This window comes from Flavobacterium silvaticum (assembly GCF_012911565.1).
Classification (GTDB): Bacteria; Bacteroidota; Bacteroidia; order Flavobacteriales; family Flavobacteriaceae; genus Flavobacterium; species Flavobacterium silvaticum.
Genome location: NZ_JAAMPU010000104.1, coordinates 219,161 through 243,607, shown reverse-complemented (window position 1 = coordinate 243,607; position 24,447 = coordinate 219,161). Strand labels below are relative to the sequence as shown.

The following is a 24,447-nucleotide window of genomic DNA, read 5'->3' as shown; positions in this document are numbered from 1 at the left end:
AACCATCAGAATATATAAGAGCCTGCTGCTTTAGCGGGTGCAAAGGTAGCCCCCTTTTTTACTTTTCCAAGCCTTTTCCCAAAAGTTTTTTCCCCTTTTCCGTAAGGACCTGGGAACTCGTGCGTTGGACAGGGATTTTTTTTCCGGTTGCCGGACGGCGCACCTGCGTGAGGACCAAGACGCATAACCCGGGAGCACAAAACCCAATGGAAGGTTATGCTCCGAGCGGCAAGACATAAACCTACTTATATAATATGTAAAGATTAAAGTTTTCCGGAAGCGGAAATAATATTGCCTGATACAGATGAAGGCACAACCTGCGGAGACATTCCAAAAACATAGTCCTGAAGAATCAGGAATTGTTGGGTGGCCGGGTCAAATTGCCGAAGCGTAATGCTACCACACTCGAAACGCAACTTGAGGGATCTTATACCTGTAAAGTAATTTTTAGCTGTAAGCAGTCTGTTCTTGGAAAGGCCGCGGGCTAAAGTGATATATGGTTTTTGCGAGAGATACGCCCAAATTTGATCCTTCATGGGAAAATCGGCGTAAAACGCATCCATCATGGAACGAAAATAAGGCTGGTTTGACTTGGATGCCGCAAAATAAAGCACGCCATTATCCCGTCCTGGAGATGGTGAAATCGCATCGAGACTTGTAAATTCCACTGTTTGAGAAGTACAAACAGAAGCAAATTTCGCAGCATATTCCTTAAAATACGGCAATTCACTTTCGTTAGCCTCAAATTCCATTATCCCTACGCTGGCTTCCGAATCGTTTTGATTCTTGCCTGTATCACCTAATTTACTCCTCATATCCGCAACATTATCCATCACCTCCTGAGAAGGCCGGAAAACGAAAGAATAATAGTTACGCTGCATAGATTGTTTGTTTTGTAGGTTAAACGTAGAACAGATTAAGCAAGTATTACCATAGCCTACTTTTTTTGGGCAAATCAATATTAATGTTTTTTGGCCAAAAATATCCGACTTACAAACTTCGAATTGTCAACATTTTAATAACAATTAATTGTTGCCGATAAAAAAAGTTTTTCTTCAGGCAACTTTGATTTCTAAATTTCCGTCTTTAGCAAAAGAAACCCGTTTTTGTGAAAATAATACAGTTATTCAATTCAGAGGAAGCTCTCGTAAAACGCGCCGTAAAGCACGATGCCGCCGCCGAACGCCAGCTGTTCGATCGGCTGTCACCAAAAATGCTAAGTGTTTGCCGATACTACATTTCTGATTTGCATTATGCAGAAGACGTAATGATCACGGCTTTTGCCAAAATCTTCGAAAACATAGAAAGGTACAGATTCGAAGGAAGTTTTGAAGGTTGGGCCAGACGGATCGTGGTGCGCGAATCGATTGACTTTCTAAGAAGCCGCAAAAAAATGTACTTCGCCGAAATTGAAGAAGCCGAAAACAAGGTTACAGAAACGACGGAACTTGAGTTCGATCCGGAAACGCTACAACTCATGATTGACAAATTACCCGACGGATACAAAACAGTATTGCTGATGTTCGCCGTAGATGGTTTCAGCCATAAAGAAATAGCGGAAATGCTATCGATATCAGAAAGCACTTCCAAATCACAATTATTCAAGGCACGACGCATGCTTCAGGAACTATTGAACCCTCAAATCGCGAAGCTGCGCTAAATGAAAAGGAATATGGAAAATTTAGATTTTGACAAACAGTTAGGAAACGTGTTGGACCAGCGCCGCATCAATCCGTCGGAAAATGCGTGGGAACGCGTCATGCTTCAGAGACAGGCCAAAAAACCAAAAAGAAAGTTCCCATTTTTATGGATTGCCGCGTTGTTGATTGTCGCTCTCGGGATTTTTGCTTTTTTGAATTCCGGTTCCGACAGACAGGAAAATGCAGTTGTTTCTGCCCCGAACGAAGTTGTAAAACCCATGCCTGAACCGGTTATCGTCCCCGAAAAAATCAATCAGACGCAAACTTCAAATAAACGACCGGAATCCGTGGCCGAGACACTTGCCGTTGCTGTTCCGAAAGACGAAATAAAAACCCCGATCGAACTGATCAACACGCAACAGGCCGATCTCGAAAAACGCAAAATCGAAGAAATAGCTGCAGTCGTCATCCAAATGAACGAATCCGGAAAAACCATCTCGGAAGACGATGTCGACGCTTTGATCGAAAAAGCCCGACGCGAAATAGCTGCCGGGAACGGCCCGACCCAAAATACCGATGCCACTGCCCTGCTGCGCGACAGCGAAGACGAACTCACGGGTGAATTCCGCTCCAACGTTTTCCAGAATTTAATGACACACAAAAAAATAAAGATCGCATTCGGCGGTCCGCGTTAAACCAACTCAATCATCATGAAAAAAATCATTTTTGCCCTTGTGGCGACAGGCTTTGCCATGTTTTCCGGAAACGCACAGAATGTAGTTCCGGATACTGTAAAATCACCAAGGATGCAGTTTGAAGATCCGCAATCCCGCGCAAGCCGTCGGGAATTCTATCTCAAAGAGCTTGAAGAAGAAAAAAAGCGTGTGGAAGACCAGGAAAAATTCGAACTCAAAAAGGTTTTGGAAAAAATCAACGACCGTGTGGCCAAAAATGAAATTACGGCAGACGAAGCACGCAAACTCAAAGAAGATGCAGCCAAAAACTCAGCATTGAACATCGACCAGAAACTTGCCATTATCGAAACCCAGAAAAAGCTACTTGAACGCGACAATTACTGGGCTTTTGAGTACAGCCAGGGCGAGTCTCTCGAAATCGGGCTTGGCAATGTATACGACGATAAAGGAAGCTGGCTGTTGGGCTACGGCTATCGGAACGACACCAAAAAAGTCAAGTATGACAAAAGGTCTTATGGCGATATTGTCGTGGCCGGCGGCCTCAGCAATGCTTTTTCCTCAAATCGTTCCTTCAAGGATTCGCCTTATAAGGTTTGGCAGAGCGGATTCGCAGAACTCGGCTGGACTGAACGGATTCGCCTTATGAAAGACAATAATTTCTGGCGACTGGCTGCAGGTGCCTCACTCCAGTTGCATGCATTCACGCTCACAGCTAACAGGTATGTAAGCGTAGATGGCGACAAAACCCTGTTTACCACAGCAGCTGAAGACCTCAAATACCAAAAATTCCGCGTCACGAACCTTGTATTTCCCGTTTACCTTGAATTCGGGCCTTCCAAAAAATACGAATACTATGATCATTTCAGATACAGCACCGTGAACCACTGGAAAGCCGGGATTGGCGGATATGCCGGAATGAATTTATGGAGCAATCAGGTTACGCGATATTACGACAACGGACGCAAAATACAGGACACGCAACAGCGTTCGTTCAATGCCAGCAATTTTGTCTACGGACTTGGCGCTTACGTGGGTTACGGCCCGGTTTCAATTTACGCGACCTATGATTTGCAGCCGCTTTTCAAGAACGGACCTACGCGAGACAACGTATTTTCAATTGCCATTCGACTCGATCTTTGATTTTTTCAGGGCGTGTCACCAAAAACAAAAGCGGCTTTTCGGGCCGCTTTTGTTTTTGCTGCCGGGCTGCCGGCACTCGCTTTTTTGCCTCATGCTTCGGCAAAAAGAGCTCAAACAATGCCTCACATCTGCTTCGCCAGTTCGGCTAAAGCCTCGGGTCTCACGCGGGCAATCAGCTTCTGTTGACCTTGCAGCCTAGCCCCGATGCAAGCGGTTAGCTTTTTGAACGTGCGGTCGTCAATTTTGCCACCGGCACGAAGCGACCAACGGGAGCTCTTGCGCCGGTCTGCAAAATGCCGCCGCACGAAAAAAACTAATAGCGGGCAGCGGGATCAAGCTTCAAACCAATTCAATTATTAATCGTTAATTATTAATTGTTAATTATCTTTGCACCACTAATCAAAAATTATGATCCAGATTACATTGCCAGACGGTTCGGTAAAAAGCTTTGAAAGCGGCGTCACTCCTATGGACGTTGCCAAAAGCATCAGTGAAGGTTTAGCCCGTAACGTGATTTCTGCCTCGTTCAACGGAACGACGGTAGAGACCGAAACGCAACTGACGACCGACGGCTCACTTGTACTTTTTACCTGGAACGACAAAGAAGGCAAAAAAGCCTTCTGGCACTCGACTTCGCACGTATTGGCTCAGGCACTTCAGGAATTGTATCCGGGCGTGAAACTGACTATCGGGCCTGCGATCGACAATGGTTTTTACTATGATGTCGATTTTGGCGATTACAAGATTTCCGATACCGATTTCAAGGCTATAGAAGACAAAGTACTTGAAATCGCACGAGGAAAATATGACTTTAAGATGCGTTCGGCGACTAAGGCAGAGGCACTTGATTTTTATAAAAAAGAGAACAATCCGTACAAGGTGGAACTCATCGAAAACCTGGAAGACGGAACCATAACTTTCTGCGACCATTCGACGTTCACGGACCTTTGCCGCGGCGGACACATTCCGAACACCGGCTTGATCAAAGCAATGAAAGTCATGAGCGTTGCAGGTGCCTACTGGCGCGGAGACGAAAAGAACAAGCAGTTGACACGTGTCTACGGCATCTCGTTCCCAAAACAAAAAGACCTGACCGATTACCTTGAATTGCTTGAAGAAGCAAAACGACGCGACCACCGTAAACTCGGAAAAGAACTCGAATTGTTTGCCTTTTCACAAAAGGTCGGACAAGGCTTGCCCTTGTGGTTGCCGAAAGGTGCCGCATTGCGCGACCGTTTGGAGCAATTTCTCAGAAAGGCACAAAAACAGGCAGGTTATGAACAGGTTGTGACACCACACATTGGCCAAAAAGACTTATATGTTACTTCTGGCCATTATGCCAAATACGGAGCGGATTCATTCCAACCGATACATACGCCGGCAGAAGGAGAGGAATTCCTGCTCAAACCGATGAACTGCCCGCACCACTGCGAGATTTACGCCGTGAAACCTTGGTCTTACAAGGATTTGCCTAAGCGTTATGCGGAATTCGGAACGGTTTACAGATACGAACAATCGGGTGAATTGCACGGATTGACACGTGTTCGCGGATTTACTCAGGATGATGCGCATATTTTCTGTACACCGGATCAGCTCGATTATGAGTTTAAAAACGTGATTGACTTGGTGCTTTATGTTTTCGGATCTTTAGGTTTCGAGAATTTCACGGCTCAGGTTTCATTGCGCGACCCGGATAATCCGGAAAAGTATATCGGATCTGACGAGAACTGGGAAAAAGCAGAATCTGCAATTAAAAAAGCGGCTTTGGATAAAGGCCTGAACCATGTGGTGGAATATGGTGAAGCTGCGTTCTATGGCCCGAAACTCGATTTCATGGTCAAAGATGCGCTCGGTCGCCAATGGCAACTCGGAACGATACAGGTAGATTACAATTTGCCGGAACGTTTTGAACTGACCTACAAAGGTGCCGATAACGAACTGCATCGCCCTATCATGATCCATCGCGCTCCATTCGGTTCAATGGAACGTTTCATTGCTATCTTGCTGGAACATACGGCCGGAAATTTCCCGCTTTGGCTTATGCCGGAACAGGCTATCATTCTGTCCCTGAGTGAGAAGTATGAAAATTATGCGAAAAAAGTTTTGGAATTGCTCGAAAATCACGAAATTCGCGCCCTAATTGACAATCGCAACGAGACGATCGGGAAGAAAATTCGGGAAGCCGAAACCAAAAAGTTCCCGTTCATGCTCATTGTAGGCGAGGAAGAAGAGAAAAACGGAACCATTTCCGTCCGCCGTCACGGGCAGGAAGGGAAAGGCAATGTTACCGTTTCAATCGAAGAATTCGCTAAGATGGTTAATGACGAAATCAATGCAACCCTAAAGGTTTTTGGGAATTGATCTTTACAACAAATAACAACGACAACGTCTAACAATTAATATTTAAACGCCATAGCAATACGGAATAACAGAGGCCCTGCACGGGTCGAAAAAAAGGATGCACACCGCATCAACCAGCATATCCGCGGCTTGCAGGAAGTTCGTCTCGTAGGAGAGAACATCGAGCCGGGGGTATATTCGCTTTCTGAAGCCTTGAGAAAAGCTGACGAATTCGAATTGGACCTTGTGGAAATATCGCCTAATGCGGTGCCACCGGTCTGCAAGATCATGGATTACAAGAAGTTCGTTTACGAGCAAAAGAAACGCGACAAGGCTTTGAAAGCCAAATCGACACAGGTTACCATCAAGGAAATCCGTTTCGGGCCGCAGACAGACGAGCACGATTACGAGTTCAAACGCAAGAATGCAGAGAAATTCCTTAAAGAAGGTTCAAAAGTGAAAGCTTTTGTATTCTTCAAAGGTCGTTCGATTATCTATAAAGATCAGGGACAGATTTTGCTCCTGAAACTTGCAACCGATCTCGATGAATGGGGCAAGGTAGAAGCCATGCCAATTTTGGAAGGAAAGCGGATGATTATGTTCATTGCGCCGAAGAAGAAGAAATAAGTCAAACCACAATACTTAGGAATTATGCCTAAAATGAAAACTAAATCCAGCGCCAAGAAACGCTTTAAAGTGACGGGCTCTGGTAAAATCAAAAGGAAACACGCTTTCAAAAGCCACATCCTGACTAAAAAGTCAAAGAAGCGTAAGCTGGCGTTGACTCACTCTGCTTTGGTTCACCCGACAGATGAGAAAAGCGTAAAACAACAATTGCGTCTTATCTAAGACCAGTTGCCAATTGACAACCGTCGATTGAAAAGGTAATTTATAACCCTGCTTCAGGCCCAAAAAAGTCCCTTCGATTCAATTCAGGGCGCCTGCTGCAAAAAACAAGAAAAGTATGCCAAGATCAGTAAACAGCGTAGCCAAAAGAGCTCGCAGAAAAAAAGTCCTGAAGCAAGCCAAAGGTTTCTTCGGGCGTCGTAAAAACGTTTGGACAGTTGCCAAAAACGCGGTAGAGAAAGCAATGGTTTATGCTTACCGCGACAGAAAGCAAAAGAAAAGAAACTTCCGCGCCTTGTGGATCCAACGTATCAACGCTGGAGCCCGTCTGGAAGGAATGTCGTACTCACAATTCATGGGTCAGACTAAAAAAGCAGGTATCGAATTGAACCGCAAAGTTCTTGCAGATCTTGCCATGAATCACCCAGAGGCTTTCAAAGCCATTGTGAGCAAAGTAAAATAAACGTTTTTAATCCGGTTTGACTTATAAATCCGCCCAAAAGGCGGATTTTTTAGTTTATGGTTCGGAAGTTCAAAAGATCGGAAGAAATCTGCCGAAGTCCCGATCTTTTGATTTTTTGAACCTCCGATCTTCCGAACTTCCGATCTTCCAATCTTCAAACTTTTTTAACCACCGCCTTTTCACCAGCCACATCCCTGCCCCATTTTGCGATGGATTCAAGTAGCGGAACCAGCGTCTGTCCAAAATCGGTCAATGCGTATTCGACTTTCAGCGGTGGCTTGGAAGTATATACGGTTCGGCTGATGAGTCCGTCTTCTTCGAGTTGTTTGAGTTGAATACTGAGCGTCCTTTCTGTGACTCCGGGCATCATGCGTCTGAGTTCATTGTAGCGTAAGGTTGCTTTCCTCAGATGGAATAAAATCACGGTTTTGTATTTCCCGCCAATAAAATCCATGGTAATACTTGTGCTGCACGGATACAGTTTTCCGTTCAGGTCATACAGTTCATTTCCGATATCTATTGTCATAACTTCAAGCTATCCGATTGGATAGTTATTGCAAAGATAAATAACTATACTTAGTTTTGTCACTATAATTTTTATAGTTTAAATATAACCCTATGAAAGCATACCTTTTAAATGAACCCGGAGACGCATCGGCACTCAAACTTACTGAAATTTCAACTCCGGAAATCGCTCCCAATGAAGTACTCGTAAAAACCAAAGCCATTTCCATAAATCCTGTCGATGCAAAAAGCCGTGCAGGTAAAGGCGTTTATGGACGAATCAAAGGCCAATCGCCATTGATCCTGGGCTGGGACATTGCCGGAATCGTGGAGAAAGTTGGTTCAGATGTGACCAAATTCAAATCTGGCGATCATGTTTTTGGGATGGTCAACTTTCCCGGACACGGAAAAGCCTATGCGGAATTCGTTGCCGCACCTCAGGATCAGCTCGCTATCATTCCCGACAATACCTCATTTGAACAAGCCGCCGCAGCGACTCTTGCCGCACTGACTGCCTATCAAATCCTTGCTTCCCGTATCAAACCAGGAAACAAAGTCCTGATCCAGGCATCGGCAGGCGGAGTTGGTCATTATGCGGTCCAGATTGCAAAAAGTCTTGGAGCCGAAGTAACCGGAATCACGTCTACTCCAAACGCAGAGTTCGTTAAATCGCTAGGTGCCGATTATGTCATCGACTACAAAAAACAAAACTGGCAGGACGCGAGAGGCTTTGATTTTTCGCTCGACACTTTATCTGGCGAACCCTTGAAACAAATGCTGGACACTGTAAAAGATGGCGGTATCTTGTGGACACTTCCGTCCGGAGCCGATTTGACTGAAGTTCGTGAAGCCGCCGCCAAACGCAACGTAGAACTCGGGTTCAGCATGGTGGAAAGCAATGGAACAGATATGAAGGCGATTGCAGATTTGCTTCAATCGGGAAAACTAAAATCGGAAGTTTCACAAACATTTGATTTACCAGAATTACCAAAAGCACATGAAGCCATTGAAACCGGACGCACCCGCGGCAAAATTGTCGTAACGCTATAAATCCTATATTTGGGCTATGGAGGAATTCGTCGCCCATATTTTAAAATTCGTGTTACTGAACAATGAAGAAATCATGTTCCTAAAAGACATGGTATCGGAACAAGAATTCGCAAAAAAAGAAATCCTGCTGGCCCAGAATGAAAAGGCCGACAGGATTTTTTTCGTCTCGAAAGGCTGCCTCAGGCTGATTTTACTATCTGAAAAAGGAACCGAAATCACGACCCAATTCGCCATCGAAAACTGGTGGTTGGGCGATATGCTTGCCTTCTATAATGAAACCGAAGCTGTTTTTTCTGTTCAGGCACTTGAGAAATCAAAAGTTGTAACCGTAACCAAAAAGAACCTGGACGAACTCGTTTCGAAAATTCCACAACTGGAGCGTTACTTCCGGATGTGTTTCCAGAAAACCGCTGGCGCGGACCAAAGACGCATCCGGTATTTGTTTACCATGTCGGCCGAAGAGCGTTTCAACAACATGAATACCATGTTTCCGCATTTTATCCAGCGTGTGCCTCAATACATGATTGCGTCTTACCTCGGATTATCTGCCGAATTCCTGAGTAAAATACGGGCTGGAAAAGTGTAATTCCATTTCTTGAAGTACTTCAAGTTTTTTGGAAAACCGTTGGCAGAAATTTGTGATGTAATTAAAAAACAACAAATCATGTCACATCGCATCAACATCCAACAAACCACGCCGGCCGCTTTTCAGGCTATGCTTTCACTTGAAAAATTCATTGCCACTTCCGGTCTCGATCCAGTCCACAAAGAACTCATTAAGATTCGCGCTTCGCAGATAAACGGCTGTGCCTTCTGTATCGATATGCACACCAAAGAAGCGCGTAAAATAGGTTTCACCGAACAAAGAATTTACCTATTGAATGCCTGGAAAGAGACGGATCTTTACGACGAAAAGGAAAAAGCGATCCTTGCGATTATTGAAGAAATCACGCTCATTTCAAACGGCGGCGTTTCACAAAAAAACTATGAAGCCGCTGCCGCACATTTTTCTCCCGAATATCTATCGGCAATCATCATGATGGCTGTTACCATCAACGCCTGGAACCGGATTGCCATTACGACGGAACTACCGGTTCAGCACGATTGAATCATGCAACTGATCCGGAATGTGACAACGACACATGTGGATTTTTAAATCTCCACAAACAAATTGACACATTCCAAACAGAGTTTCCAGACTCAACCAAAATTACGAAGCCGTGGATTTCTGCGGCTTTTTTCATTTCCTGATGTTTGATTTATATAACTTTGCAAAATGGAAAAATCACAAAGCATCACCGATTTCTACAAACAGAAGTTCAACTCCGAACCGGAAAACTATCAACCTGGCGCCGGTCATTTCAATGTGTTCCGGATGGAAGATTGTTTCATGGACGGAAAATCCAATGTCAAATACAGCCGGCGCGAATTCTTCAAAATCAGCCTGATGCGTGGCAAGAACCGCTATCATTACGCTGACAAAAGCATCGAAATCGACGGGCCGACACTGATGTTCTTCAGTCCACACACACCCTATAACTGGGAACCTTTAGACGATGAACGCAGCGGATACTTCTGCATATTCACCGAACCGTTTTTCACCGATGCCATCCGCAGCAATATCAATGACTTGCCCATGTTCATCCACGGCGGAAAACCGGGTTACCTGTTATCTGATTCAGATGATGCCGAAGTCACGGTGCGTTTCCAAAGAATGATCGAAGAAATAAATTCCGATTATCCGTTCAAATATGACTTGCTGCGGACGCTGGTAATGGAACTCGTGCATTTCGCCCTCAAGCGTGAACCGTCTGAAAACCTGTATCGCCACGCCGATGCCAATGCGCGCATCACCAATGTATTCATGGAACTTCTTGAGCGCCAGTTCCCGATCGAAAATGTCGACCAGCGTTTCCAGTTGCGATCACCCGGAGATTTTGCCGATTCTTTATCCGTACATGTAAACCACCTGAACCGGGCCGTTAAAACCGTGACAGGAAAAACGACTTCTTCCATTATAGGTGAACGATTGGCCTCGGAAGCCATGGCCTTACTCAAACACACCGACTGGAATGTTTCCCAAATAGGATATTCGCTCGGGTTTGAAGAAGCGTCTCACTTCAACAACTTTTTCCGCAAACACGCAGCCCAATCTCCAATGAAATTCCGAACTGTTTGATTTTTGCAACTATTGGTTTGAATCGGGCTATCTGTCGACCTGATTCCTGACCGAACTTTGCTCCATACAAATTCTAGTACAAATGGAGCATACAAATCAACAAACCTGGTTCGTTACCGGAGCTTCAAAAGGCCTCGGACTTTCACTGGTAAAACAACTTTTGGCCGCGGGGCATTCGGTTGCGGCAACTTCGCGTGATGGCTCGAAACTGGCATCGGAGATAAACGACAATCCAAATTTCCTGGCACTCGAAACCAATCTGGCGAGCCGTGAAAGCATTTTTGAATCGATCAATAAAGCGATTTCAACATTCGGAAAAATCGATGTCCTTGTCAACAATGCAGGTTACGGAATCGGCGGGAGCCTGGAGGAAGTCTCCGAAAGGGAAATCAACGACGCTTTCGACATCAACCTGCACGCGACCATAAACACGATTGCTGCCGTTCTCCCATCGATGCGTCAAAATCGTTCGGGCCACATCATCAACATTTCCTCAATTGCCGGTTTCAATCCCGGAATCGGCTGGCCAACTTATGCTGCGGTAAAAGCTGCGGTTTTCGGATTGACCGAAGGATTATCCCAGGATGTCGCCGAATTCGGAATCAAAGCAACCGTAGTCGCTCCGGGCGCTTTCCGAACCGAATTCCTGACGGGTTCATCTTTGGTTTTATCTGAAACAAAACTACCGGAATACACCGCCATTCGCGAATCCCATAAAAAGATGGAGGCTATGGACGGCAAACAGCAAGGCGATCCGGAAAAAGCGGTTTCGGCAATAATCGAACTCGGAAAAATGGAAAATCCGCCGGTGCATTTATTTCTCGGTTCCGATGCCTATCGAAGAGCCACACTCAAAATCGAGCAACTCACAAAAGAACTCGAAGATTACAAAACACTCACACTTTCAACAGATTTTTAAAAATCAGCAACATGAACAACGTATGGTTTATCACCGGGGCGTCGAAAGGATTCGGCCTCGAAATGACACAACAATTATTGGCTAAAGGCGATAAGGTCGCAGCCACGACACGCAACAAAACGGAACTTGAAAAACTCATCGGAACGAACGAAAATTTCCTGCCGCTTGCCATGAATATCGTTGATGAAGCCGATGTAAAACGCGCTGTCGATGAAACGGTATCCAAATTCGGGAAACTCGATTTCGTCGTAAACAACGCAGGTTACGGCCTTTTCGGTTCGGTCGAGGAATTGTCCGACGAAGAAAGCAGAAAGAATTTCGATGTGAACGTATTCGGATCATTGAATGTCATCCGTCAGTCACTCCCGATTCTGCGCAAACAACGTTCGGGACATATTTTCAACATTTCATCAATCGGCGGCTACTTAGGTGATTTTTCCGGGTTCGGAATTTATTGTGCCACAAAATTTGCCGTAATCGGATTCACCGAAGCGTTGGCTGTCGAAGCAAAAGATTTCGGGATTAAAGTAACAGCTGTTTTGCCTGGATATTTCAGAACCAACTTCCTCAATTCCGATTCTCTGGTAACGCCAAAAACAGAAATCTCCGATTATGCCGGTGCACGTGAATCACAGCGCGTCCACCAGGAACAAATCAGCAACAACCAACCCGGCGATCCGGTTAAAGGTGTCGCGGCGATTATTGAAGCAGCCGAAAACGAAAATCCGCCCGTGCATTTATTCCTCGGAAGCGATGCCTATGGATTGGCCGTTTCAAAAGCCGACGCCATGAAAGCCGAACTCGAACAATGGAAAGAGCTGACCGTAAATACGGACTTCTAAGCTTCGGATACCAATAAAAAACCCGGACGTTGCATCCGGGTTTTTGTGTTTAATAGCGTAAGAAAACTATTTGTTATTATCGATGACATAATCCAGTACCTTACGCATCAAATGCACGCGGTCTTTGCCAATCACGTTGTGTTTGTGCATTGGATACGCAAAGAAATCAACCTGTTTCCCAGCTTCGACAAAGGCTTTTATGAGGGCGAAATTCTGTTGCATGACCACGACATCGTCGCTTGTTCCATGAATCAAAAGCAATTTTCCCTTAAGATCTTTGACGTAATTGAGCGTGCTCGCCGTTTTGAAACCATCCGGATTTTCAGCCGGCGTGTCCATATAGCGTTCGCCGTACATGACTTCGTAGTACTTCCAATCGGTGACCGGGCCGCCGGCAACGCCAACTTTGAAGGTATTTGGTTCGCGAAGCATGAGTGAAGTCGTCATGAAACCGCCAAAACTCCAGCCGTGTACAGCCAACCGGTTCGCATCGACATACGGAAGCGACTTCAAATAATCGACACCTTTGAGCTGGTCTGCCATTTCATTGGTTCCGACGTTTCTGTGGATGACGCTTTCGAACGCATAGCCACGGTTTTCAGATCCGCGGTTATCTACCGTAAACACCAAATACCCTTGCTCGGCCATCCAATACATCCAAAGGTTTGCTCCGTCGAGGTAAGAATTCGTGATCATCTGCGCATGCGGGCCGCCATAGACATATACCAGAACCGGATATTTTTTGGATGCATCGAAGTTCGATGGTTTTATTAATCTGGTGTACAAATCCGTAGTTCCGTCAGCTGCTTTTATCGTTTTGATTTCGGAAGTGCCTATCACATAATCCTTGTATTTGTTGGCACTTTCAAGCAGCGTTTTCGATTTGCCAGATTTGTCGTAAAGCAACGATTTTCCAGGTGTGGAATGATTGGAGAAATCATCAAAGACCCAATTCCCATCTGTTGAAACCGAAACATTGTGGACGCCTTCGTCTTTGGTGATCTGGGTTTGCTTTCCGTTTAAGCTGACTTTGTACGCCAACATATTCGTCGGGTTTGGGCCGGTCGCGCTGAAGAAAATTTCTGTTCCCGCCGGATTCGATCCGATGATGTCATGAAGCACGAACTTATTTGAAGTCAGCTGCTTTTTGAGTTTTCCGTCAATCGAATACAGATACAGATTGTTGAAACCATCGCGTTCGCTGATCCAGATAAAATCATTCCACTTCTCCGATGGGAAAAACGCCGGGTGTTCCGGTTCGCTCCAGGCCGTGTTTTTCTCCTGAAGCAAAGTGCGGACAAAAGCACCCGTCGATGCATCATATAAATTGAGTCGCATATCGTTCTGTCCGCGGTTGACTTCGGCGATGAGAACAAATTTTTCATCGGGCGTCCACGAAAGATTTGTCAGGTAATCGTCTTCGGCTCCTTTTGGAGAGACGAAAACCGATTTTCCTGTTGTCACATTATAGATTCCAACTTTTGGTTTTTCACTTGTCTGGCCCGCCATCGGATACTTGATGCTTTGCAGTTTCCCAGGCGTTTCATTGATGTCGAGCAGCGGATAATCGGCGACCCCTTTTTCATCTTTCTGGTAAAAGGCAAGCAGGTTTCCTTTTGGCGACCAAAAAATGCCACCGTTGATACCGAATTCATTCCGGGCTATCGATTGGCCTGATACGATTCCGGGATCGGATTCAGACGTGACTGCTTTTTTGCTTCCGTCCGTATCGAGAATGTAGAGATTGTTTTTCTCGGTAAAAGCACCGCGTTTTTTTGTCGGATCAAAGGTAAAATTATCACCGTCGGCCTGAACCGGAAACAACTTATTCCCTTTCTTCGTAAACGGATTGTAGGCGAAATAAGCCGCACCATTGCTGATGATCATGGTATTTTGGTCTTTCCATTCAAAACCGCCGACAGATCGGAAATCATCGCCCAATGCTGTACTCAAATCGGCTAAAGTCACTAATTCCGTGGCTGTCTGATTTGCTGCCGATGCCGTAAGCAGCTTGCGTCCGTTATCTGCATAATACACATATTTATCTGTATTCGGGATCCACTGGAAACCGGAAAGCTGATCGGCTCGGAATTGACGATATTGTTGCAGAACACTTTCGTCGAGTGTCAGTTGTTTGGTTTGAGCCGACGCCGCCAAAGCAACGAAAAGACTGAAAGCGACAGTTATTTTTTTAATCATGAAGAAGATTATTATTTATTGATATTATTATTTTTTATGGGCTAAAAATGAATCTTTTGGATTTGAATCGCCAATAAATAATACAAATACGAATAAAAATTATTGTTTGCAAATGTAAAAAGGATACTGAAACCTTTGTCGGGAATCGGTATCCTTTGTTACAAATTGTTTGACTAAGCAGCTTGGAAGTGCCTGCTTCCCGTTTTTAAAAATGTTTTGTATTATCCGGCGATGTATTTTCCATACGGTAATTTTTGCACCAGCAACGGTACAAGCATAGAAAGGAAAAGGCAAAGAATGGCAGTTAATGGTATGCCAATCAACGGATGAATAAACGTTGCATTAATGCCTGATTTATCAAGGAAATATAATACAAGAACGTGAACCAGATATATTCCGTAGCTTAACTTACCTATTAAACTCACAAGGCTCGAAACATGACGATTAACAGTAAATGCATTGTTTTTTGTAAGGATAAAAATACCTGTTGCCGATGCGACTACACTCACGGAACGGTAATCATAGAAAATATTACTGAATTTTCCTGTCCTCTCAGTCACTATGTATGTTCCTAATAGAGTAACGACTACACCTGTCAAGTATAGCAACAAAGCAACTTTGTCAGAAACTTTCAGGCTAAGCTTAAAATCTTTTGTGGAAATGTAGTACCCCAATACCAAATAGCCTATGAACTGGCCAAAATAAAAGACGGTATTATTCCCAAAATTACCAAATAGCCACACGGCATTTATACAAATCCAAAGTGACAAAAAATATTGTATTTGCTTTTCTGAACTGTGCCTGATCCACCTGCCTAAAAACGGGATGACCAAATACAAACAAATCAGCATGTACACATACCAAAGATGATAAGAAGCTCCGTATAATAAATGTGAGATCGAGAATGATATGATATCATGCACTGCAAAGCTTTTTCCGTCTGCCCTGAGTTGGAGTAAATCATTGCATATGTACACTAAACTCCAAAACAAAAATGGAATAAGTATCCTGCTGATCCGCCTGGAAAAATACACTTTCAGATCGATCTCCTGAGGCAGTAGCAACGTCCCCGTAATCATAACAAAAACAGGAACGCAGTAGCGAACCGCGCTGTCAAATACATTCCCCAGCCACCAATATGAATTCAACGATTCATCATGAGCATAAAGCAACGGACTTGAAACGTGAAGCAATATAACACTTACTGTTGCAATCGCTCTCAGGTTTTCTATCCATAAGGTTTTGGTCTTTGCCTTAGGAATCATGACTCGGAATGATTAGGTACATGCTTCATTTTCCAACACCATTGCCAATCCTAAAGTGTCCCTTCTTCATTTTCTTTATCTAAATACTCCTGAACAATTTCAATGGCATTGGTCACAACGTCGCTCAAAGCAGTTATGAATGTACCTTCTTCTGCCGAATTTATAGCATGTTTTATAGCTTCGACCTCTTTGGGAATTATTTCATATGTGACGCTTTTATCAGATTCATGGATGCCTTCCAGAATTAAGTCGATGATTTCCTGTTCGGTCCTTCCGCGTAAATATTTTTCCTGACGGATGATGATATGGTCGAACATTCTGCCGGCGATGGCACCGCATTCCTTGATGTCCTGATCGCGTCTGTCGCCAACACCGGAAATAATGCCTATTTTCTTGCTCGCGTCGACACTTGACAAATAATCCTCGACGCCAAGATAACCCGCCGGATTGTGCGCAAAGTCAATAAGTACCTTGAATTTCTTGAATTCGAAGATGTTCATACGGCCAGGCGTTTGTGCCACACTTGGAATGAAGGTTTGGAGCGACAATGAAATATCATCTGTCTTAAAACCGTACAAATACGAAGCAAGTGTAGCGGCAAGCGCATTCGCAATCATGAATTTCGCTTTTCCGCCCAAAGTCAACGGCACGTGCGTAGCGCGTTCGACACGGATTTTCCATTCGCCTTTCTTTATCGTTATGAATCCATTCTCATAAACGGCGACGATCTTTCCTTCCTTGCTCAGTTTTTTGACGAACGGATTTTCCTCGTCCATTGCAAACCAGGCAACGTTGCAGGTCAAATCTGAAGCAATTTTTATCGAATACGGATCTTCTGCATTGAGCACGGCCCAACCGTCTTTTTTGACACTTCGGGCCACGGTGCTCTTCACGCGGGCCAGATCGTCCAATGTATGAATGTCGGACAATCCGAGATGATCTTCCTGGATGTTTGTGATGACAGCGATGTCGCATCGGCTGAAACCTAAACCGGAACGCAAAATTCCTCCGCGGGCCGTTTCAAGCACCGCGAATTCCACAGTCGGGTCTTTGAGGATATATTCCGCAGACAACGGCCCGGTCGTATCGCCTTTTTCCATCATGTGGTTCTGGACATAGATGCCGTCCGAAGTCGTAAAACCGACACGGTATCCATTATTTTTTACGATATGTGCAAGCAGACGCGTCGTGGTTGTTTTACCATTCGTTCCGGTCACGGCAATGATTGGAATACGGCTTGGTTTTCCAGGCGGATATAACATATCAATTACCGGAGCTGCTACGTTCCTGGGCAAGCCTTCGCTCGGCGCCAGGTGCATCCGGAAACCCGGAGCGGCGTTTACTTCAAGGATACAACCACCGTTTTCTTTAAGAGGCTGTGTAAGGTTCTCTGCCATGATGTCGATTCCGCAGACGTCAAGCCCGATGATCCTGGAAATACGTTCGGCGAGGAAGATATTTTCGGGATGCATCATATCGGTCACATCAACTGAAGTTCCGCCTGTAGAAAGGTTCGCAGTCGATTTGAGGTAGACGATTTCCCCTGCATTCGGAACGGTTTCAAGTGAATAGCCGAGTTTGGTCAGCAAATCTGTCGTGTCGCGGTCAACCGAAATTTCGGTCAGTACATTTTCGTGTCCGTAACCGCGTCTTGGGTCAAGGTTTGTCGTATCGATAAGTTGCTGGATCGTATCTGCTCCATTTCCGACAACGTGGGCCGGAACGCGTTTGGCAGCTGCAACCAGTTTGTTATCAATGACCAAAACCCGGAAATCGAAACCGGTAATGAACTTTTCAACAATCACGCGACGGCTGTAATTTTTGGCGTGTGCCAATCCGGCGACGGCATCTTCCCAAGTCGTGACATTGATCGAAGCGCCTTTTCCGTGGTTTCCGTCGAGCGGCTTCAATACGATTGGATAACCGATTTTTTTGATGGTGTTTTCAAGATCTTCCTCGTCCACGCAAATGCTTCCGCTGGCGACAGGAACCGAATTCATCTCGAGCATCCGTTTGGTTTCTTCCTTATTACAGGCAATGTCTACCGCAATGTTCGAAGTCTTGCACGTTATCGTCGCCTGGAACCGCATCTGGTTGACACCATAACCAAGCTGTACAAGTGAGTTTGTCCCCAGACGGATCCACGGAATGTCACGCGCAACAGCTTCTTCCACGATACTTCCGGTAGACGGGCCAAGACGGTCGCGTTCGCGGATTTCACGCATTTTCTGGATATCGGCTTCCAGGTCGTAATCGGTCCCGGCAATCAATGCTTCGGCAATCGCGACGGAACTTTCGGCTGCAAAAAGGCCTGCATTTTCTTCGGTATAACTAAAGACTACATTATAAACGCCTGGTGTTTTGGTTTCACGCGTGCGGCCAAAACCGGTTTCCATTCCGGCAAGCGTCTGTATTTCAAGCGCGATGTGTTCGATTACGTGTCCCATCCAGGTACCGCGGTCTATGCGGGAAAAGAATCCGCCGGGAACGCCTTCGGAACATCTGTGGTCATAAAGACTCGGCAATAAGGCTTCGATGCGCTGCCGGAATCCGTCGATTTTATTGGTTGGAAAATTTTCCATCTCTTCCAGATCAAGACGCATCTGGATTAGTTTCTTGCGTTGCACACTCCAGATATTCGGCCCGCGCAATGCCTGTATTTTAAGGATTTTCATAAAACAAAAAGAGTTAATTCTGCTTAATATTTTGACGTTTAAATAGTTACGATTCCGCAGATGAATTTGTTTGGTTTCAGAATACGGAAATTTCAGCGAATCTGTTAAAATGGAACAGATACATTTCGACTAAAATAGATTTTTTGGCGTTTTGAACAAAATTTAATTTCAAGTGTTGCAAAATTGTCGGAAAGTTGGTAAAAAACTCAAAAAAAGCCGCCAATTGAAATTGCCTTTCCTTTTGTTTTGGGTATTTTTACGGCCATGAATGTAAGAGGTAAACTAATCATTATAGGCGGTGCGGTCGATAAAGGAAGTTTTTCAGAAACAGATTTAGACCAGAACGCAGCCAACAATATCAATTTCTTTGAAACCGGAATTTTAAAGCGGATCATCAGTGAATCCCGCTTAAAAGAAAAGTCCCGCATCGAAATCATTACAACGGCATCGAAAATCCCAAAAATCATCGGGCCGGAATATGTCAAGGCACTCGCTTATTTGAATGCCACAAATGTCGACGTTTTGTATCTGGATAAACGCGAAATGGCATCTGATCCGGAAACCATAAAACGGATCAAAGCGGCAGATGTGGTCATGTTTACAGGCGGTGACCAATTGCGCCTGACCTCGATTCTGGGCGGAACGGCCATGCATGATTTGCTGCTCGAAAAGTACCAGAATGAAGATTTCATCTACGCCGGAACTTCTGCAGGAGCTGCTGCTGCTTCGAATAACATGATTTATCAGGGAAGCAGTTCTGAGGCTTTGCTTAAAGGTGAAGTAAAAATCACAAGTGGCCTCGGCATGATCGACGGTGTCATTATCGATACGCATTTTGTACAACGCGGACGTATCGGACGATTGTTCCAGGCGGTCGTCGGAAACCCGAAAGTGCTCGGAATAGGACTTGGTGAAGACACCGGGCTTTTGATCACGAATGGTGAAAACATGGAAGCCATCGGCAGCGGCCTTGTCATTCTGGTTGACGGACGCGAGATAAAAGACACCAACCTGACTCAGGTGGAACTTGGTCAGCCTATTTCAATAAGCCATTTGGTGACACACGTGATGAGCATGAACGACACATTCAACCTCAAGACATTTAAGATGCAGATCAAATCGTCACAATACGCCGAAGACCTTGGAATTCCCACAGATTGATTTAGTATGTTTTTTCGCTCACACAATCCTGCAATCGAATAAAAATTTCGTGTAAATGGATTTGAAGGGAAATTTTGAAATTTGATATGTATTAGTACAATCAATTTCAATTTTACTCTTATGTCAACTACACAGAACAACGACAGGAATGTTTGGGGCGAGGAAAGCCACCATAATAATATGGATTCCGACAGATGGCTGAACGATGCTAATTTTCAGCAGCAGTCTGAAAATGAAAGTCGCCAGAAAGACTTTGGAAACACACAAAATCAGGACGATTCTTTTTATGAAAATTCATACGGAACCGGAAGCGACAGCAGCCGCTCGCTATTGACAACCGGAAACGAAATGGTTTTTGAAAATGATCATGAAGGTCAGCATCTTGATGATGAATACGACGCTGCAAAACGCGATAATGACCAATGGAATAAGTCCAAGCCAAATCTGGATTCTTAATAGACAAATCACAAATTAAAAACGAATGAACAGAGCTTAGGTTCTGTTTTTTTATGCCCGATTGTTTCAAAAAGCTATTTTTGCCCAACATTAAAACAACACCTTCTAATGAAAATCATCATCCACGGCGGCTTCTTTTCTGAATCTTCAACCAATAACGAAACAAAAATCGCAAAACAGGAAGCTCTTGCCCGTATCGTGCGTGAATCTTATGCATTCCTGAAGCACAATTCAGCTTTGGAAACCGTGGCATATGCCGTTACGCTTTTGGAAGATGATGAACTTTTCAACGCCGGTACAGGATCACAAATACAAAGCGACGGAAAAATCCGCATGAGTGCTTCTATCATGGATGGATTGACCCAAAAAATGAGCGGTGTCATCAATATCGAAGCGGTAAAAAATCCGGTACAGGTGGCCCAATTGCTTTTGGACAGTGATGATAAAGTACTCGGAGGCGAAGGCGCTACAGATTTTGCCCGAAAAATGGGCTTTGCAGAATTCTCAACCGAAATCCCTCAAAGACGCACTGAATATGAAGCCAAAAAACAACCTACCGGAACCGGAACCGTTGGCTGCGTTGCCCTGGACTCACACGGACGCATTGCGGTAGCTACTTCTACCGGCGGAAAAGGTTTTGAAATTCCGGGCAGGATAAGTGATTCGGCAACCGTGGCCGGAAATTATGCCAACGCGCTTTGTGGCGTGAGTTGTACCGGAGTCGGTGAAGATATTGTGAGCGGAGCCGTTGCCGCCAAAATCGTAACCCGTGTCACCGATGGGTTTTCGTTATGCGACGCTTTTGACAAAACGTTTGAAGAACTGCTTCCGTTTGATGGTTTTGCAGGTGCGATTGCCATTGATTCCACGGGTAAAATCTGCCATAGGCATTCGCATCCGAAGATGGTATTTGCATCATTTGACGGAGAAAATCTTGAGGTATTCGAGTAATTGAAATCAGGTTTTCTGTTTCTTTTTTCGGGCCGCCGGGAACAATACATTGTTTAATATCAACCTGAAACCCGGAGAATTCGGATGCAGATCAAGCACTGTGGGCTCGTCTCCTACCCTATGCTGGTAATCTTCCGGGTCGTGTCCGCCGTAAAACGTAAACATCCCTTTGCCTTTCTGTCCGTGGATATATCTGGCTTCACCGTTAAGCTGGCATTCTCCCAGAACAAGCACATTGCTTTTTATCAGGTCGCGTTCGAATGAAGTCGTTTGTCCCATAAACCCTTTGACCAATTGGGTGTGGTTCTGGCAGAGCATACTCGGAACGACATCCCATTTGGCTGAGAATTCCATGAGTGTAAAATAATCCTGTTCGAACGGAATCTTGCGTTTTTCGGTCATGTCGATATCGGAGAATTCGTATCGCTCCGGTCTTCTTTCGAGGGTAAAATCTTTGAATGCGAAGGTTTTTGAATAATCGATTTTAGACTGATATGATGCATCGCTGCCATCACCATCGAACATCGGCTCGCAAATATCGACGCCTTCGGCAGATAGAGCAATATCAAAACTATCGGTCGCAGAACACATGGCGAACATAAATCCGCCACCGATTACAAAGTCCCGAATCTTTTTGGCAACCGCGAGTTTTTCTTCCGAAACCTTATTGTAACCTAGCTTTTTAGCCAATGCTTCCGCATCGCGTTTTTGCTCGATATACCAAGGCGCATCGCGATACATTCCGTAGAATTTTCCGTATTGTCCGGTGAAATCTTCATGGTGTAAATGCAGCCAGTCATAGAGTAACAGCTGATCTGACAGAACAGCTTCGTCGTATAATTCGGTGAACGGGATTTCAGCGTATTTGAGCACCATAGTCACGGCATCATCCCAAGGTTGCTTTCCGGGCGGAGTATAAACAGCAATCTTGGGAGCTTTCTCCAATACGACCGTTTCCATATTTTGTGAAGGACTTGAGATTTCGTCGAGAATTGCATTGGCCTGACTGTCTGAAAGAACTTCAAAACTCACACCTCGTATCTGGCATTCCTTGCGAATTTCGGGCGCATCGGGAAGCAGGAAAGAACCACCGCGATAATTAAGCAACCAACTTGCCTTATACTGTTTATCAAGACACCAATAGGTAATCCCATAAGCTTTGAGGTGATTCTGCTGGGTTGTTTCATCCATAGGCAGCAGGATAAAATTCGCCCGACAAAAGTTACATATCAACAGCGTTATGAAAAGGAAATTCCGGATTGACATCATATGTCTCATTTTGGTAAAAATAACGCTATTGAAATTAAATTGTTTGAAGATTTTCTAAAAAAATCCGAAGATGTCCCAAAAAGCTAAAACACAGGATTGTTGATAACTATCCATCTGAAAAATGCGAATTTTCGTTCAGGAAGCTTATTTTTGAAACTTACCACCACAGCGTCAAACCTGTAAAAGTAAAAAATGCATAAGCCAAGCATTCGTTGTAAAAAAGCCTTCAGTTTTCCCTGAAGGCTTTTTTTATTTAGAACGGAACTTCGCTATCGTCAGGGAAGTTTGAATTCGAACTGCTTCCAAAGGCTTCATTAGGGCTTGGCAACGTGCGCGGCTGGAATGGCATATCGTCGGCGTTCATCTTAGAAGGAAGGTCATTAAAGCCGCTTCCGTAATCTTCAAGGTTATCAAATTTACCAAGGCTTCCGATGAATTTCAACCGTATATTCTCAAGTGAACCGTTCCGGTGTTTCGCGATGATGAATTCCGCTTGTCCGGCTGTCGGGCTTTGGTCTTCGTCATCCCATTCATCTATTTTATAATATTCAGGACGATAGATAAACGATACGATATCGGCATCCTGCTCGATCGCTCCGGATTCCCTAAGGTCAGAAAGCAACGGACGCTTGCTCGATCCACGGGTTTCAACGGCCCGCGAAAGCTGTGACAAAGCGATTACCGGAACACCGAGTTCTTTTGCGAGTGCCTTTAAATTTCGTGAAATCGTGGAAATTTCCTGTTCGCGGTTTCCGCCTCCACCTTTTGAATTTCCGCCTGCGGTCATAAGCTGCAGATAATCTACGATAATCAGTTTGATACCGTGTTGCGAGGCCAGACGGCGTGATTTGGCCCGTAAATCGAAAATCGAAAGCGATGGCGTATCATCAATGAACAACGGCGCTTTTTCAAGGTTTTTGACCTTTACACTGAGTTGGTTCCACTCGTGCTGTTCGAGTTTTCCGGTACGGAGTTTTTCTGATGACAATCCGGTTTCAGAAGAAATCAAACGGGTAATGAGCTGTACCGACGACATCTCAAGTGAAAAAACGGCGACCGGCTGATTGAAATCAATCGCCATATTCCTTGCCATCGACAATACAAATGCCGTCTTACCCATACCCGGACGAGCCGCAATGATGATCAAATCGCTTGGCTGCCAACCTGAAGTTACCTGATCGAGCTTTTCAAAACCAGTTGCTATTCCGCTCAAACCTTCTTTGGTAGCTATTTCCTGGATTCGCTTTTTGGCCTGGATTACGAGGCTTTGTGCGGTTTCTGAACTTCGTTTGATATTTCCCTGGGTCACTTCGTACAAGCGTGATTCTGCTTTGTCAAGCAAATCGAAAACGTCTGTGGTTTCGTCGTAAGATTCTTCGATAATCTCATTCGATATCCGGATCAGGCTTCGCTGGATGTATTTCTGTAAAATGATACGCGAGTGGAATTCGATATGGGCCGAGGACGAAATCTTTTGTGTAAGCTGGATCAGATAAAAATCACCGCCAGACAAATCGAGTTTCGCTGACTTTTTTAACTGTGCGGAAACGGTTAATAAGTCGATGGGCTGCGAATCGTTGAATAAGTCGGTTATCGCCTGATAAATGTATTGATGCGCCTCTTTGTAAAAAGCATCAGGTTGCAAAATATCGATGACCTCATCGACCCCTTTTTTATCGATCATCATAGCACCCAATACGGCCTCCTCAAGCTCGACTGCCTGTGGCGGAAGCTTGCCTCTTTCAAGGTTTATCAAGGCCGATTTTTCGACCCGGACCGGTTGGATACTTCTGAAATTTTCCATGAAGCGAAAGTAAATTAATTTTAAAGAAATGGTTCCCGGACTTATTGGC

At 44.8% G+C, this 24,447-nt stretch carries 23 protein-coding genes; 16 read left to right on the top strand and 7 right to left on the bottom strand.

Annotation, left to right across the window (positions count from 1 at the left end):
- Window positions 1-263: 263 nt before the first annotated feature.
- On the bottom strand, window positions 264-881 hold the full coding sequence (locus tag G6047_RS09160; protein ID WP_169527299.1) for a hypothetical protein: 618 nt from the start codon (window positions 879-881) through the stop codon (window positions 264-266).
- Between the two features lie 227 nt (window positions 882-1,108).
- Here G6047_RS09160 and G6047_RS09155 point away from each other — a divergent pair, with 227 nt between their 5' ends.
- From G6047_RS09155 to rplT, 7 genes are all read left to right on the top strand, one after another.
- Window positions 1,109-1,660 (top strand): RNA polymerase sigma factor, encoded by a 552-nt coding sequence (locus tag G6047_RS09155; protein WP_169527298.1) that lies wholly within the window; start codon window positions 1,109-1,111, stop codon window positions 1,658-1,660.
- 12 nt (window positions 1,661-1,672) lie between these two features.
- The gene (locus G6047_RS09150; RefSeq protein WP_169527297.1) at window positions 1,673-2,335 is read left to right on the top strand and encodes a hypothetical protein; all 663 of its coding nucleotides are present in this window, start codon (window positions 1,673-1,675) and stop codon (window positions 2,333-2,335) included.
- A gap of 15 nt (window positions 2,336-2,350) precedes the next feature.
- Entirely contained in the window at window positions 2,351-3,475 is a 1,125-nt protein-coding gene (locus tag G6047_RS09145; protein ID WP_169527296.1) for a coiled-coil domain-containing protein, read from the top strand.
- A gap of 408 nt (window positions 3,476-3,883) precedes the next feature.
- Window positions 3,884-5,836, top strand: a complete 1,953-nt coding sequence (gene thrS, locus G6047_RS09140) for a threonine--tRNA ligase (protein WP_169527295.1) — start codon at window positions 3,884-3,886, stop codon at window positions 5,834-5,836.
- A 57-nt stretch (window positions 5,837-5,893) separates the two neighbouring features.
- Window positions 5,894-6,442 carry a translation initiation factor IF-3 gene (infC, locus tag G6047_RS09135; protein WP_169527312.1) on the top strand — a complete coding sequence of 183 codons (549 nt, stop codon included), beginning with the start codon at window positions 5,894-5,896 and terminating at the stop codon, window positions 6,440-6,442.
- 24 nt (window positions 6,443-6,466) lie between these two features.
- Window positions 6,467-6,664 carry a 50S ribosomal protein L35 gene (gene rpmI, locus G6047_RS09130; RefSeq protein ID WP_169527294.1) on the top strand — a complete coding sequence of 66 codons (198 nt, stop codon included), beginning with the start codon at window positions 6,467-6,469 and terminating at the stop codon, window positions 6,662-6,664.
- 115 nt (window positions 6,665-6,779) lie between these two features.
- Window positions 6,780-7,124: a 50S ribosomal protein L20 gene (gene rplT / locus G6047_RS09125; RefSeq protein ID WP_169527293.1), complete on the top strand. Its 345-nt coding sequence runs from the start codon at window positions 6,780-6,782 to the stop codon at window positions 7,122-7,124.
- Between the two features lie 154 nt (window positions 7,125-7,278).
- Here the strand turns inward: rplT and G6047_RS09120 are convergent, their stop codons facing one another.
- Entirely contained in the window at window positions 7,279-7,650 is a 372-nt protein-coding gene (locus G6047_RS09120; RefSeq protein WP_235946526.1) for a winged helix-turn-helix transcriptional regulator, read from the bottom strand.
- Between the two features lie 92 nt (window positions 7,651-7,742).
- On the opposite strand from G6047_RS09120, the gene G6047_RS09115 reads away from it, so the two are divergent.
- The 6 genes from G6047_RS09115 to G6047_RS09090 all read left to right on the top strand — a co-directional run bounded on the left by G6047_RS09115 (window position 7,743) and on the right by G6047_RS09090 (window position 12,618).
- Window positions 7,743-8,678, top strand: coding sequence for an NADP-dependent oxidoreductase (locus tag G6047_RS09115; protein ID WP_169527292.1), 936 nt, complete (start codon window positions 7,743-7,745; stop codon window positions 8,676-8,678).
- A gap of 16 nt (window positions 8,679-8,694) precedes the next feature.
- Window positions 8,695-9,264: a Crp/Fnr family transcriptional regulator gene (locus G6047_RS09110; RefSeq protein WP_169527291.1), complete on the top strand. Its 570-nt coding sequence runs from the start codon at window positions 8,695-8,697 to the stop codon at window positions 9,262-9,264.
- Window positions 9,265-9,342: 78 nt separating this feature from the next.
- Entirely contained in the window at window positions 9,343-9,786 is a 444-nt protein-coding gene (locus G6047_RS09105; protein ID WP_211165414.1) for a carboxymuconolactone decarboxylase family protein, read from the top strand.
- A gap of 168 nt (window positions 9,787-9,954) precedes the next feature.
- The gene (locus G6047_RS09100) at window positions 9,955-10,857 is read left to right on the top strand and encodes a helix-turn-helix domain-containing protein (RefSeq protein WP_169527290.1); all 903 of its coding nucleotides are present in this window, start codon (window positions 9,955-9,957) and stop codon (window positions 10,855-10,857) included.
- 82 nt (window positions 10,858-10,939) lie between these two features.
- Complete coding sequence (locus tag G6047_RS09095; protein WP_169527289.1) at window positions 10,940-11,776, top strand: SDR family NAD(P)-dependent oxidoreductase; 837 nt, start codon at window positions 10,940-10,942, stop codon at window positions 11,774-11,776.
- A gap of 11 nt (window positions 11,777-11,787) precedes the next feature.
- Window positions 11,788-12,618 (top strand): oxidoreductase, encoded by an 831-nt coding sequence (locus tag G6047_RS09090; protein WP_169527288.1) that lies wholly within the window; start codon window positions 11,788-11,790, stop codon window positions 12,616-12,618.
- A 66-nt stretch (window positions 12,619-12,684) separates the two neighbouring features.
- Here the strand turns inward: G6047_RS09090 and G6047_RS09085 are convergent, their stop codons facing one another.
- The 3 genes from G6047_RS09085 to cphA form a co-directional block, all read right to left on the bottom strand.
- Window positions 12,685-14,817, bottom strand: a complete 2,133-nt coding sequence (locus G6047_RS09085) for a S9 family peptidase (protein ID WP_169527287.1) — start codon at window positions 14,815-14,817, stop codon at window positions 12,685-12,687.
- A gap of 221 nt (window positions 14,818-15,038) precedes the next feature.
- Entirely contained in the window at window positions 15,039-16,082 is a 1,044-nt protein-coding gene (locus G6047_RS09080; RefSeq protein WP_169527286.1) for an acyltransferase, read from the bottom strand.
- Window positions 16,083-16,132: 50 nt separating this feature from the next.
- Window positions 16,133-18,757, bottom strand: coding sequence for a cyanophycin synthetase (gene cphA / locus G6047_RS09075; RefSeq protein WP_169527285.1), 2,625 nt, complete (start codon window positions 18,755-18,757; stop codon window positions 16,133-16,135).
- Between the two features lie 264 nt (window positions 18,758-19,021).
- On the opposite strand from cphA, the gene G6047_RS09070 reads away from it, so the two are divergent.
- From G6047_RS09070 to G6047_RS09060, 3 genes are all read left to right on the top strand, one after another.
- Window positions 19,022-19,918 carry a cyanophycinase gene (locus tag G6047_RS09070; protein ID WP_169527284.1) on the top strand — a complete coding sequence of 299 codons (897 nt, stop codon included), beginning with the start codon at window positions 19,022-19,024 and terminating at the stop codon, window positions 19,916-19,918.
- Window positions 19,919-20,038: 120 nt separating this feature from the next.
- Complete coding sequence (locus G6047_RS09065) at window positions 20,039-20,374, top strand: hypothetical protein (protein WP_169527283.1); 336 nt, start codon at window positions 20,039-20,041, stop codon at window positions 20,372-20,374.
- A gap of 108 nt (window positions 20,375-20,482) precedes the next feature.
- Window positions 20,483-21,325: an isoaspartyl peptidase/L-asparaginase gene (locus G6047_RS09060; RefSeq protein WP_169527282.1), complete on the top strand. Its 843-nt coding sequence runs from the start codon at window positions 20,483-20,485 to the stop codon at window positions 21,323-21,325.
- 6 nt (window positions 21,326-21,331) lie between these two features.
- On the opposite strand, the gene G6047_RS09055 is transcribed toward G6047_RS09060, so the two are convergent.
- Both G6047_RS09055 and dnaB read right to left on the bottom strand, forming a co-directional pair.
- Window positions 21,332-22,516 (bottom strand): asparagine synthetase B, encoded by a 1,185-nt coding sequence (locus G6047_RS09055; RefSeq protein ID WP_235946525.1) that lies wholly within the window; start codon window positions 22,514-22,516, stop codon window positions 21,332-21,334.
- A 331-nt stretch (window positions 22,517-22,847) separates the two neighbouring features.
- The gene (gene dnaB / locus G6047_RS09050) at window positions 22,848-24,398 is read right to left on the bottom strand and encodes a replicative DNA helicase (RefSeq protein WP_169527281.1); all 1,551 of its coding nucleotides are present in this window, start codon (window positions 24,396-24,398) and stop codon (window positions 22,848-22,850) included.
- Window positions 24,399-24,447 lie beyond the last annotated feature (49 nt).